Here is a 12,096-nt window from a genome sequence, read left to right as displayed (position 1 = left end):
GGGTCTCCTGGATCGGTGCGGCCACACGCACGACCACCGACTTCTCACAGGAGGAGCGATTCAGTAGTCAAGATGTGACGCACCCCGGCAACCCGCCGGAGCAACCGGGCTATCTTGTCAGAGTTCCAGCGTCGGTCCAAATCGAATGAGCCCTACCTCGCCGAGGACCGCGACACACCGGCGACACGCCGTACGCCGGGGCGCGCTGCCGTCAGCGCTGCGGCGGAGTCGGCACGGCGTACGAACCGGTCACGTGCGCGACCAGGCGCGCCGGCTCAGCAGACGAGAAGAGCTCGACGTCCATCGTCGCGAGCCGACGACCGCGCTTGAGCAGTCGCACCTCGGCGATGATGTCACCGGGCTCGGCCTTGTCGAGGAAGTTGATCGTCGTCGTGCTCGTGACAGCCATCAGCTCCGGGCCGTAGTGCGCGAGCACGGCGACGTACATCGCCGTGTCGGCGGCGGTGAAGAGCGAGGGACCGGACAGGACGTCGCCCGGCCGGAGCATCCGCTTGCTGAAGGGCAGCCGGATCCGCGCTCGCCCCGGGGCCACCTCCTCGACGAGCAGGAAGCGGTCCCGGCTCGGGAAGCCGAGATGGATGAGGTCCTCGACCTCCGCGGCGGTCAGCTGCAGGTCCACGGTCACACTCCTGCGCGGCGGTAGGTCAGGTCGTCGGAGCCACGGCCTTCGGCCAGACCCCGTCGTTCGAACTTCGTCACCGGCCGCTCCGCCCAGCGCTCCCCGATCCCGCCCTCGAGCGTCGGCTCCGTTGCGAAGACCTCGAGCATGTGCTCGGCGTACTCGGGCCAGTCGGTGGCGAGTCGCCAGAGACCGCCCTCGACCAGGCGCGACGAAGCAATGCCCACGAACGGCTGGTTGACGAGGCGCCGCTTGTGGTGGCGGGCCTTGTGCCACGGATCGGGGAAGAGGGTCCAGAGCTCGGTGATGGTGCCGGGCGCGAAGAGCTCGGTGATCGACCATGCGGCGTCGACGGTGCAGAGCCGGACGTTGGTCGCACCCACCTCGTCGAGCTTGATCAGCGTGTCCGCCACCCCGGGCAGCCAGACCTCGAACGCGAGGACGTTCACGTCCGGGTGAGCCGCGGCGTACTGCGCGACGTGCTCGCCGTTGCCCGAGCCGATCTCGACGTACAGCGCAGCCTCGCGGCCGAACCAGTGCTCGTTGATGTCGAGGGGAACGGCGACGTCGATGACCTGCTCGGGCCCGATGACCCACTCCCCTGCCAGGCGCTCCCACGCCTCGGCCTGCTTCTGGGTGAACCGGCTGCCGCGGCGGGAGTACGAGAGGACGCCGCGCAGCGGACGCCCGTCCTCGCTCAGCTCGACGCCGGGTCGTGACTCCGGTGATGCGTTGCGGCTGCGGGCCAGCTTGCCCTTCGTGTCGAAGGAGGCCGGCTTCTCGGCGGCGCTGGCATCGGGTGCGAGGTCGTTCATGGCGGGGCGAGTCTAGGCGCGGCCCCGCGCCCTCCCCGAATCGCGATCCACCCGGAAATGGCGAAGACCCCCGACCTCCTCGCGGAGGCCGGGGGTCTTCAGTGCTTCAGGTCAGATCACTTGGTGATCTTGGTGACCCGGCCGGCGCCGACGGTGCGGCCACCCTCACGGATCGCGAAGCGAAGGCCCTCGTCCATGGCGATGGGCTGGATGAGCTCGACCGACATCTCGGTGTTGTCACCCGGCATGACCATCTCGGTGCCCTCGGGCAGGGTCACAACGCCGGTCACGTCAGTCGTACGGAAGTAGAACTGCGGACGGTAGTTGTTGAAGAACGGCGTGTGACGGCCGCCCTCCTCCTTCGAGAGGATGTAGACCGAGGCCTCGAAGTTGGTGTGCGGAGTCGTGGTGCCCGGCTTGATGACAACCATGCCGCGCTCGATGTCCTCGCGCTTGGTGCCACGGAGCAGGAGACCGACGTTCTCGCCAGCCTGGCCCTCGTCGAGGAGCTTGCGGAACATCTCGACGCCGGTGACGGTCGACTTCTGGGCGACCTCGCGGATGCCGATGATCTCGACCTCCTCGCCGACCTTGACGATGCCACGCTCGATACGACCCGTGATGACGGTGCCACGACCGGTGATCGTGAAGACGTCCTCGACCGGCATGAGGAACGGCTTGTCCGTCTCACGCTCGGGCTGGGGGATGTACTCGTCGACGGCAGCCATGAGCTCGAGGACCGACTGGCCCCACTTCTCGTCGCCGTTGAGCGCCGGGAAGGCGGCAACGCGCACGACCGGGATGTCGTCGCCCGGGAACTCGTACTCGGAGAGGAGCTCGCGCACCTCCATCTCGACGAGCTCGATGAGCTCCTCGTCGTCGACCATGTCGCACTTGTTGAGCGCGACGACCAGGGCGGGGACGCCGACCTGGCGGGCGAGCAGAACGTGCTCACGGGTCTGCGGCATCGGACCGTCGGTGGCGGCCACGACCAGGATCGCGCCGTCCATCTGGGCGGCACCGGTGATCATGTTCTTGATGTAGTCCGCGTGACCGGGGCAGTCAACGTGGGCGTAGTGACGACCCTCGGTCTGGTACTCGACGTGCGCGATCGAGATGGTGATACCGCGCTGACGCTCCTCCGGAGCCTTGTCGATCTCGTCGAACGGCGTGAACGGGTTCAGGTCCGGGTACGCGTCGTGCAGCACCTTGGTGATCGCCGCGGTAAGAGTCGTCTTACCGTGGTCGATGTGACCGATCGTGCCGATGTTGACGTGCGGCTTCGTCCGCTCGAACTTCGCCTTAGCCACTGGGGCTCCTCCTGGGTGTGTTTGTTACTTGACTCGTTGAATGGTGCAGTGCCGAAGTGCCGTTGGCGAATTACTCGCCGCGGACCTTCTTGATGATCTCGTCGGCGACGTTCGTGGGAACCTCGGCGTACGAGTCGAACTCCATCGAGTACGAGGCCTGACCAGAGGTCTTGGACCGCAGGTCACCAACGTACCCGAACATCTCAGACAGCGGCACGAGGGCCGACACGACGAGGTCGCCGTGACGCTCCTCCTGCGCGCGGATCTGGCCACGGCGGGAGTTGATGTCGCCGATCACGGTGCCGAGGTAGTCCTCGGGGGTCGTGACCTCAACGGCGAACATCGGCTCCAGCAGGACCGGCTTGGCCATGCGTGCGGCCTCCTTGAAGGCCTGGTTGCCGGCGATCTTGAACGCGAGCTCCGAGGAGTCGACGTCGTGGTAGGCACCATCGGTCAGCGTGACCTTGATGTCGACCATCGGGTAGCCGGCCAGGATGCCGTACTGCATGGCGTCCTGCGCACCAGCGTCGACCGACGGGATGTACTCGCGCGGGACGCGGCCACCCGTGACGGTGTTCTCGAACAGGTAGCCCGCACCGAGACCGGTCTCGGGGTTGATGTTCGGCTCGACGTTGATGAGCACCTTGGCGAACTGACCCGTACCACCGGTCTGCTTCTTGTGCGTGTAGCTGTGACCGGTGACGGTGCCACGGATGGTCTCGCGGTAGGCGACCTGCGGCTTGCCGACGGTGGCCTCGACCTTGAACTCGCGCTTCATGCGGTCGACCAGGATGTCGAGGTGGAGCTCGCCCATGCCGGCGATGATGGTCTGGCCGGTCTCCTCGTCCGTCTTGACGACGAAGGTCGGGTCCTCCTCGGAGAGGCGCTGGATGGCAACGCCGAGCTTCTCCTGGTCGGACTTCGTCTTCGGCTCGATGGCGACCTCGATGACCGGGGCCGGGAACGTCATCGACTCGAGGACGACCGGGTTGGACGGGTCAGCGAGCGTGTGGCCGGTCTTGGTCTCCTTGAGACCCATGACGGCGACGATCTGGCCGGCGCCGACCGCGGCGATCTCCTCACGCTTGTTGGCGTGCATCTGGTAGACCTTGCCGATGCGCTCCTTCTTGCCGTTGGAGGCGTTGAGGACCGTCGAACCAGCCTCCAGCTTGCCGGAGTAGACGCGCACGAAGATCAGCTTGCCGAGGTGCGGGTCGGTCGCGATCTTGAAGGCGAGCGCGGAGAGCGGCTCGTCAGCAGAGGGCTTGCGCGCGATCTCGACCTCTTCGTCCTTGGGCGAGTGGCCCACGATGGACTCGACGTCCAGCGGCGACGGGAGGTAGTCGATGACCGCGTCGAGCAGCGGCTGGACGCCCTTGTTCTTGAACGCAGTGCCGGTGAGGATCGGGTTCAGGTTGCCGGCGAGGGTCGCGCGACGGATGGCGGCCTTCAGGGTGGGGACGTCGAAGACGTCGCCCTCCTCGAGGTAGACCTCCATGGTCTCGTCGTCACCCTCGGCGAGCGTCTCGACGAGCTTCTCGCGGTACTCCGCAGCCTTGTCGGCCAGGTCCGCGGGGATCTCCTCGACGACGTAGTCCTCGCCCTGCTTGGTCTCGCCACGCCACACCTTGGCGTTCATCTCGACCAGGTCGACGACGCCGATGAAGTCGCCCTCGGCACCGATGGGGAGCTGCAGCACGAGCGGGGTCGCGTTGAGCTTGGAGACGATCGTCTCGACGACGCGGTAGAAGTCAGCACCGGTGCGGTCGAGCTTGTTGACGAAGCACATACGCGGGACGTTGTACTTGTTCGCCTGGCGCCACACGGTCATGGACTGGGGCTCGACACCGGCGACACCGTCGAAGACGGCGACGGCGCCGTCGAGGACGCGGAGCGAACGCTCCACCTCGACGGTGAAGTCGACGTGACCCGGGGTGTCGATGATGTTGATCTGGTGGTTCTTCCACCAGCAGGTCGTCGCGGCCGACGTGATCGTGATGCCGCGCTCCTGCTCCTGCTCCATCCAGTCCATCGTGGCTGCGCCCTCGTGGACCTCACCGATCTTGTACGAGATACCGGTGTAGAAGAGGATGCGCTCGGTGGTGGTGGTCTTACCGGCATCGATGTGCGCCATGATGCCGATGTTGCGGACGATGCTGAGGTCCGTGGTGATGTCAACAGCCACTGTGGTTCGCGTTCCTTAGGAAGTCGGGTCGGTGGGTGGCGGGGCACACCCGGAGGCACGCCCCGCCGACGATCACCAGCGGTAGTGCGCGAAGGCCTTGTTGGACTCGGCCATCTTGTGGGTGTCCTCACGCTTCTTCACAGCGGCGCCGAGGCCGTTGCTCGCGTCGAGGATCTCGTTCATCAGGCGCTCGGCCATCGTCTTCTCGCGGCGGTCGCGCGAGTAGCCGACGAGCCAGCGGAGCGCGAGCGTCGTGCCACGCGTGCCCTTGACCTCGATCGGGACCTGGTAGGTCGCACCGCCGACGCGGCGGGACTTGACCTCGATGGCGGGCTTGACGTTGTCGAGCGCGCGCTTGAGCGTGACGACCGGGTCGGTGCCGGTCTTCTCGCGGCAGCCCTCGAGGGCGGTGTAGACGATCCGCTGGGCGGTCGCCTTCTTGCCGTCGATCAGGACCTTGGAGACGAGCTGGGAGACGACGAGCGAACCGTAGACCGGGTCGTTGTCGATCGGACGCTTAGGAGCGGGACCCTTACGAGGCATGTCACTTCTCCTTCTTCGCGCCGTAGCGCGAACGGGCCTGCTTGCGGTTCTTCACGCCCTGCGTGTCGAGCGAGCCGCGGATGATCTTGTAGCGGACACCCGGAAGGTCCTTCACACGACCACCACGCACGAGCACGATCGAGTGCTCCTGCAGGTTGTGGCCGACGCCGGGGATGTAGGCCGTGACCTCGACGCCCGAGCTCAGGCGCACACGGGCGACCTTGCGGAGGGCGGAGTTCGGCTTCTTGGGGGTGGTCGTGTAGACGCGCGTGCAGACGCCACGGCGCTGCGGCGAACCCTTCAGGGCAGGCGTCTTGGTCTTCGACACCTTGTCCTGGCGGCCCTTGCGGACCAGCTGCTGAATAGTGGGCACCGGTTGGTTCCCTTTCTTTGTTCTCTCTCACGCCAGCACGCTCTGCGCGGGCGGTAAGTTTCGGGAACTGCCGCTCGGAGGCGGTGGTGCCCGACCTGCCACGTTTCCGGGCAGGCGAATCGGCCTGGGCATGCCAGACACGAGGAGTCAGCCTACGGCGCTGTCACGCGAGGGTCAAAAGCGCGCAAGGGAAGCCCTGACCGGGGTCTCGGCGTCCGATGAACCGCCCGATGCCGGAGGCGTGCGGCGACCGAAGACCGCGGCTGCTCCGAGCGCTCCCACGATGCTCACCCCGCCGCCGATCCAGAGCGTCGAACGCGCGCCCCACAGCTCGCCGAACCAGCCCACGAGCGGCGCGCCGACCGGAGTACCGCCCATGAGGATCATCAGGTAGAGCGCCATCACCCGGCCGCGGACAGCGGCCTCGGTGTGCAGCTGCACGAAGGCGTTGGCGGCGGTCATCATCGTCAGCGCCGTCAGTCCCAGCAGCGGGGCGAGCAGCGCGAATGCAAGGTACGACGGGGCGAAGCCGGCGACGACCAACAGGGCGCCGAAGGCGAGGGCTGCGCCGACGACCAGGCGGTGGCCCACCTCCGTGCGCCGCGCCGCCAGAAGCGCGCCGCTCAGGCTGCCGACAGCGAGGAACGAGCCGAGCAGGCCGTACTCGCGCGGCCCCACCCCGAACTCCTCCGTGGCCATGAGCGCCGACGTCAGCTGGAAGTTGAGGCCGAAGGCGCCGACGAAGAAGACAACCGCCATCACGAGGAGCAGGTCCGGACGGCTGCGGACGTAGCCGATTCCCTCGCGGATCGCACCGGGCCCGCGCGCCAGTGGCGGAGCCTGGGCGATCCGGGACGCGTCGAGGCGCCGCAGCATGCAGATCGGCGCGACGAAGCTCAGGCCGTTGAGCAGGATCACCCAGCCGGTCGCCGTCGCTCCCCCGCCGAGCGCAGCGATCAGCAGGCCGGCGAGGGCCGGCCCGACGAGACGAGCGGCGTTGAAGCTCGCGGAGTTGAGGCCGACCGCGTTGGTCAGCTCGTCCTTGGCAACCAGCTCGGACACGAACGCCTGACGGGCCGGGGCATCGAAGGCGGCACCGATGCCGAGCAGCAGCGCGAGAACGTAGACGTGCCACACCTCGGCGAGCCCAGTGATCGTGAGCCCACCCAGGACGAGAGCCGGGACCGCCATGAGCGCGTTCGTCAGCTGCAGGAGCTGCTGCTTGGGGACGCGGTCAGCGACCAGGCCGGCGAACGGCATCACCAGCAGGAACGGCAGGAACTGCAGACCCGTCGCGATGCCGATCGCGGCACCGCTGCCGCCGGAGAGCAGCAGGACCAGCCAGTCCTGGGCGATCCGCTGCATCCACGTGCCGACGTTGGACACGACGCCGCCGAGGGCATAGCGGCGGTAGTTGGAGTTCGACAGCGAGCGGAAGGTCGGGCTCATGCAGGCGGCAGCGCAGCCGGCAGCTCGACCGAGGTAGGGGCAGGAGTCACGTCGGCAGAACTCCTTGGCGACGCCGACTATTCCGGTCACCGGGATGCGCAGTGGCCGCCTTCCTGGGGCAGGAGGGCGGCCACGCGGCGTACGGATGGTGTGGGCGTCAGGTGAGCCAGGAGGTGATCGGGCCGATCGCGAAGTACACGACGAAGAGGGCGGCGACCGCGGCCATCAGCGGGTGCACCTCGCGCGCCTTGCCCACGCTCAGCTTGATCAGCACCCACGCGATGAAGCCGGCTCCGATGCCGGCGCTGATCGAGTAGGTGAACGGCATCAGGACGATCGTCAGGAACGCCGGGATGGCGATCTCGAGGTCGTCCCAGGCGATGCCGGTGACCTGCTGCATCATCAGGAAGCCGACCAGGACCAGCGCGGGGACGGCCGCCTCGTTGGGGATGATCGCGACCAGAGGGGCGAAGAACGCCGCCAGCAGGAAGAGCAGGCCCGTGACGACACTGGCCAGACCGCTGCGCGCACCCTCGGCGACGCCGGACGCCGACTCGATGTACGACGTGTTGCTCGAGACGCCTGCGGCTCCACCGGCCGCAGCGGCGATCGAGTCGACAACGAGGATCCGGCGGGTGTTGGGCGGGTTGCCCTCGTCGTCGAGCAGGCCGGCCTCGGCACCGATCGCGGTCATCGTGCCCATCGTGTCGAAGAAGTCGGCGAGCATCAGGGTGAAGACGAAGAGCACGACCGTGACGACACCGGCGTGCTGCCAGGAGCCGAGCAGGTTGAAGTGGCCGATCAGCTGCAGGTCCGGGAGGCCGACGACGTCCGAGGGCCAGGCGGGGACGTTGAGGTTCCACCCGACCGGGTTGACCAGGAGGTTGCCGTCGTCGTCGACACCGGTCACCGACGAGCCGGTGTCGGTCACCGTCTCCACCACGATCGCGAGCAGGGTGGTGGCGACGATCGAGATCAGGATCGCGCCGCGGACCTTCCGCACGTAGAGCGCGATCAGCAGCACCACACCGAGCACGAAGACCAGCACCGGCCAGCCACGCAGCTGCCCCGCGATGCCCAGCTCGACGGGCACGGGGCCCGCACCCGTCCGGCGTACGAAGCCGGCGTCGACGAGGCCGATGAGCGCGATGAAGAGGCCGATGCCGACCGAGATGGCGACCTTGAGCTGGGCGGGAACCGCCCGAAAGACCGCCTCGCGGAAGCCGGTCAGCACGAGGACCAGGATCACCAGGCCCTCGATCACCACGAGCCCCATCGCATCCGCCCACGTCATCTGGCTGGCGATCGAGAAGGCGACGAACGCGTTCAGGCCGAGGCCGGTCGCGAGCGCCAGGGGGTAGTTGGCGACCACGCCCATCAGCAGGGTCAGCACGCCAGCAGCAAGCGCGGTCGCGGCCGCGATCGCCGCGGCGTCACCACCCGCGAGCTTCTCGCCGTCGATGTCGACGCCCTGCAGCAGGATGATCGGGTTGAGCACGATGATGTAGGCCATCGTCAGGAAGGTGACGATGCCGCCCCGCACCTCCCGACCGAGGGTCGATCCGCGCTCGGTGATCTTGAAGTAGCTGTCGATCATGCTCACGGGCGCACACTCTTTCAGACGTGCACCCCGCGCCACCAGCACCGGCAGCGGTCTAGGCTGCACGACGTGGACCCCCTGGACGAGCAGCCGACCGTGCACGAGATCGGCAACCGCACCTACCTCGTCGCGGACGTCGAGCCGCTCGATCTCGACGGCGTCCGCACCGTCGAGATCGGCACGGTGCTCTGGCTGGTCGCGTTCCTCGCGATGCTGCCGTTCTACGGGAGCCTCGAGGAGTCGGGCCGGCTCTGGTGGCTGTGGGCCTGCATGGCCGGCTTCGGCCTGGGGCTCTTCGGCATCGAGATCTGCCGCAAGCGGCGCGCGCGCCGAGCCTGAGACTGCCCGGACCCGCGACTCGACGCGCCAGAAGGCGGGTTTTGACGCGCCAGAACCCGGGTTTCGACGGGACGGATCAGATGGTGTCGAGCTCGTCGGTCGAGATCGTGTCGTGCGCGTGGTCGGCCGGAGGCAGCGGCTGCTGCTTCTTCGACAGCTGCGCCTCGGAGTGCGCACCGCAGCCGTGGCCGAAGGCGACCACCCGGCCGTCGTCGTTGGCATTGCCGTTGGCGCACACGCCGAACGTCTCCGCCAGCGAGCCCGCGATCCGCAGCAGGAAGCCGCAGGAGTAGCACTTGGCGGGAGCCGACTGGGCGATCGGCGCCTCGGGGCCGCTGTCGCCGTCGTACCACCGCTGCGCGGCGAGGTCGATGCCCTCGCGCGACAGCGTGCGGACCCGGCCGAGGCCGAGCTCCTTCGCGACCTGGCGGACCTGTGCGGTCGCGTCGGGGTCGAGCGGGTCGTCGCCGACGGAGTACGTCGGGACCAGACGCGGGTCGTCGTCCTCGACAGGCAGCAGGTCACCGGGAGAGAGGTCGCCCGGGCGGATCCGGTCCTTGTAGGGGACCCACTCCGGGGCGACGATCGCGTCGTCACCGGGCAGGAGGACGACCTCGTCCACGGTGACCGTGTCGCTGCCCTCGGCGCGGGCGACGGTCACCGACCACCGCCAGCCGCGGTAGCCGGCGCGCAGGCAGTCGAAGTGGTGGGTGACGACGTGGTCGCCCTCGGTGACGGCGGCGATCGCGTCGCCGACGTCCGCGCGGTCGGCCTGCTCGAGGAGGACCTCGCGCGCGAGGTCGACGGCAGCCGTCAGGACGGTGTCGCTCGTGGCGGTGGTCGCGGTCACGACGTGGATTGTCCACCATCGCCCCGGACGTTGTCGCGCCGGGTTGTCCAGCGGGGTGTCGGCGCCGTGGGGAAGGATGGGCCCATGACAGGCGAGCAGCCCCGACGCACGGGCCAGGGTGTACGCCGCGTCGCGGGGTCGGCGGCGCGGGGCACGGTGCGCAACGTGGGCCGGGCCGGACGGGCGACCTACGGGGCCGCCCAGCGCGCCGCCACCGCCGAGGGAGCCGGCCAGTCGGGCCTCTCCCGGCTCATCGCGCTGCATGCCTCCAATGCCGCCGGCGACGCCGCGGTCGCGATCTCCCTGGCCGGCACGCTCTTCTTCCAGGTGCCGACCGGCGAGGCGCGGGGGCAGGTCGCCCTGTTCCTCGCGCTGACGATGTTGCCGTTCGCCGTGCTCGCCCCGCTGATCGGGCCGTTCCTCGACCGCGTCGGCCACGGCCGCCGCTGGGCGATCGGGTCGACGATGGCGGTGCGCGCGTTCCTCTGCTGGTCGCTGGCGACCGCCGTGGCGACTGAGTCGAAGTGGCTCTTCCCGGCTGCCCTCGGCGTTCTCGTCGCATCGAAGGCCTACGGCGTCACCAAGGCGGCGGCCGCTCCCCGGCTGGTGCCGCCCGGCGTCACGCTGGTCAAGGCCAACGCGCGCATCTCCCTCGCCGGCGTGATCGGCGCCGCCGTCTCGGCCCCCATCGCCGGCCTGGCCGCGTGGTTCGGCGCCGAGTGGTCACTCCGCTATGCGTTCGCCGTCTTCGTGGTGGCGACGATCCTGGCGATCCGGCTGCCCGCGCGGGTCGACTCGGCCGCCGGCGAGGTGCGGCTCGAGTTGCTGGCGGGCCCGTCCGCTCCCACGGTGGAGCCGGCGGCTGCGCAGCGGAGCCCGCGCATTCCCCCGGCGGTCGCCTTCGCCCTCCGTGCCAACTGCGGGCCTCGGTGGCTGTCGGGCTTCCTGACCATGTTCATGGCGTTCCTGCTGCGCGAGCACCCAGTCGCGGGCTGGAGCGCACGGCCCGAGATCCTCCTGGGCCTGGTCATCGGCGCCGCCGGCGTCGGCAACACCCTCGGCATCGCGCTCGCCTCCCTCTCCCGCCGACTCAACCCGGCAGTGACCGTCGTGCTCGCCCTGCTGGGGGCGACGGTGATGACCCTGGTCGCCGCGCTCTTCTACGGGCTCCTGCCCCTGATCGCGCTCGGCCTCACCGCGGGCCTCGCCCAGTCGCTGTCCAAGCTCTCTCTCGACTCCACCATCCAGCGTGACGTCCCCGAGCGGGTGCAGGCCAGCGCCTTCGCCCGCTCCGACACGCTCCTCCAGCTGGCCTGGGTGGTCGGCGGCGGCATCGGCATCGCGATGCCGCTCCAGCCCCGCCTGGGTCTCGGCATCGCGGTGGCGATCCTCGCCGCCTGGACGGTGACCGTCGTGGTCACCAACCCCAACCGGCCCGCGCGACGTCCCTGAGCGTGTTTGGATGCGTGCATGAGCACGCCTGAGTACCCGCGTTCGCCGGAGACCCCGCCGAACGAGCCGACCACCCCACCGACCCACCCCCCGTACGGCGCTGATCCGGCCGGGTCCGCCATGACCCCGCCGCCGGTGCCGCCCCTGCCCCCGGCGTACGGCCAGCCCCACCCCTACGCCGCGGGCGCGCCGACCGACGGCACCGCCATCGGCGCGATGGTGCTCGGCATCCTGGGTCTCGTGATGATGTGCGGGTACGGCATCGGCATCATCCCGTCGATCATCGCGATCTTCCTGGGCCGCTCGTCGAAGCGGAAGATCCGCGACTCGCAGGGCCAGCTGGCCGGCGAGGGCATGGCTCAGGCGGGCTTCATCATGGGCATCATCGGCGCCGTGATCTCGGCGCTCTTCATCCTCGTGATCGGCGGGTTCATCGTCGCGATGTTCGCCACCGACTGCTTCGGCGACGGCTGCTGACCGACGTCGGCTGCGCTCAGAGGGCGCAGCCGACGCAGACCGGCTCGTTGACGAGCCGTACGC

The 12,096-nt window shown here is 68.9% G+C and carries 12 protein-coding genes; 3 read left to right on the top strand and 9 right to left on the bottom strand.

The features are described from left to right. Nucleotides 1–211: 211 nt before the first annotated feature. From VLF38_RS12115 to VLF38_RS12080, 8 genes are all read right to left on the bottom strand, one after another. Entirely contained in the window at nt 212–640 is a 429-nt protein-coding gene (locus VLF38_RS12115; RefSeq protein ID WP_325271516.1) for a PaaI family thioesterase, read from the bottom strand. Nucleotides 641–642: 2 nt separating this feature from the next. Next, the gene (gene trmB / locus VLF38_RS12110) at nt 643–1,455 is read right to left on the bottom strand and encodes a tRNA (guanosine(46)-N7)-methyltransferase TrmB (protein ID WP_325271515.1); all 813 of its coding nucleotides are present in this window, start codon (nt 1,453–1,455) and stop codon (nt 643–645) included. Nucleotides 1,456–1,571: 116 nt separating this feature from the next. Further along, nucleotides 1,572–2,765 (bottom strand): elongation factor Tu, encoded by a 1,194-nt coding sequence (gene tuf, locus VLF38_RS12105; protein WP_107700759.1) that lies wholly within the window; start codon nt 2,763–2,765, stop codon nt 1,572–1,574. A gap of 70 nt (nt 2,766–2,835) precedes the next feature. Continuing rightward, nucleotides 2,836–4,950 (bottom strand): elongation factor G, encoded by a 2,115-nt coding sequence (fusA, locus tag VLF38_RS12100; RefSeq protein ID WP_325271514.1) that lies wholly within the window; start codon nt 4,948–4,950, stop codon nt 2,836–2,838. Between the two features lie 72 nt (nt 4,951–5,022). Beyond that, nucleotides 5,023–5,493 (bottom strand): 30S ribosomal protein S7, encoded by a 471-nt coding sequence (rpsG, locus tag VLF38_RS12095; RefSeq protein WP_107700761.1) that lies wholly within the window; start codon nt 5,491–5,493, stop codon nt 5,023–5,025. A gap of 1 nt (nt 5,494) precedes the next feature. Next, a complete protein-coding gene (gene rpsL / locus VLF38_RS12090; protein WP_107700762.1) occupies nt 5,495–5,866 on the bottom strand; it encodes a 30S ribosomal protein S12 in 372 nt (123 codons plus the stop codon). Nucleotides 5,867–6,040: 174 nt separating this feature from the next. Then, nucleotides 6,041–7,315 (bottom strand): MFS transporter, encoded by a 1,275-nt coding sequence (locus VLF38_RS12085; protein ID WP_325271513.1) that lies wholly within the window; start codon nt 7,313–7,315, stop codon nt 6,041–6,043. Between the two features lie 157 nt (nt 7,316–7,472). Continuing rightward, nucleotides 7,473–8,912: an NCS2 family permease gene (locus VLF38_RS12080; protein WP_325271536.1), complete on the bottom strand. Its 1,440-nt coding sequence runs from the start codon at nt 8,910–8,912 to the stop codon at nt 7,473–7,475. A gap of 72 nt (nt 8,913–8,984) precedes the next feature. On the opposite strand from VLF38_RS12080, the gene VLF38_RS12075 reads away from it, so the two are divergent. After that, a complete protein-coding gene (locus VLF38_RS12075; protein ID WP_325271512.1) occupies nt 8,985–9,254 on the top strand; it encodes a DUF2530 domain-containing protein in 270 nt (89 codons plus the stop codon). Nucleotides 9,255–9,330: 76 nt separating this feature from the next. On the opposite strand, the gene VLF38_RS12070 is transcribed toward VLF38_RS12075, so the two are convergent. Continuing rightward, nucleotides 9,331–10,104 (bottom strand): DUF3027 domain-containing protein, encoded by a 774-nt coding sequence (locus tag VLF38_RS12070; protein WP_325271511.1) that lies wholly within the window; start codon nt 10,102–10,104, stop codon nt 9,331–9,333. 84 nt (nt 10,105–10,188) lie between these two features. On the opposite strand from VLF38_RS12070, the gene VLF38_RS12065 reads away from it, so the two are divergent. After that, nucleotides 10,189–11,556, top strand: coding sequence for an MFS transporter (locus VLF38_RS12065; protein WP_325271510.1), 1,368 nt, complete (start codon nt 10,189–10,191; stop codon nt 11,554–11,556). An 18-nt stretch (nt 11,557–11,574) separates the two neighbouring features. After that, entirely contained in the window at nt 11,575–12,033 is a 459-nt protein-coding gene (locus VLF38_RS12060; protein ID WP_325271509.1) for a DUF4190 domain-containing protein, read from the top strand. The last annotated feature ends 63 nt before the right edge of the window (nt 12,034–12,096 follow it).

The organism is Nocardioides sp. (assembly GCF_035481145.1).
Taxonomy (GTDB): Bacteria; Actinomycetota; Actinomycetes; order Propionibacteriales; family Nocardioidaceae; genus Nocardioides.
This window is presented reverse-complemented; position numbering and strand designations above follow the sequence as displayed.

What these genes read in the sequence shown, in the direction of transcription:
- trmB (WP_325271515.1), bottom strand. Translation starts at nt 1,455, where the DNA reads ATGAACGACCTCGCACCCGATGCCAGCGCCGCCGAGAAGCCGGCCTCC.
- rpsG (WP_107700761.1), bottom strand. Translation starts at nt 5,493, where the DNA reads ATGCCTCGTAAGGGTCCCGCTCCTAAGCGTCCGATCGACAACGACCCG.
- VLF38_RS12085 (WP_325271513.1), bottom strand. Translation starts at nt 7,315, where the DNA reads ATGAGCCCGACCTTCCGCTCGCTGTCGAACTCCAACTACCGCCGCTAT.
- VLF38_RS12080 (WP_325271536.1), bottom strand. Translation starts at nt 8,912, where the DNA reads ATGATCGACAGCTACTTCAAGATCACCGAGCGCGGATCGACCCTCGGT.
- VLF38_RS12065 (WP_325271510.1), top strand. Translation starts at nt 10,189, where the DNA reads ATGACAGGCGAGCAGCCCCGACGCACGGGCCAGGGTGTACGCCGCGTC.
- VLF38_RS12060 (WP_325271509.1), top strand. Translation starts at nt 11,575, where the DNA reads ATGAGCACGCCTGAGTACCCGCGTTCGCCGGAGACCCCGCCGAACGAG.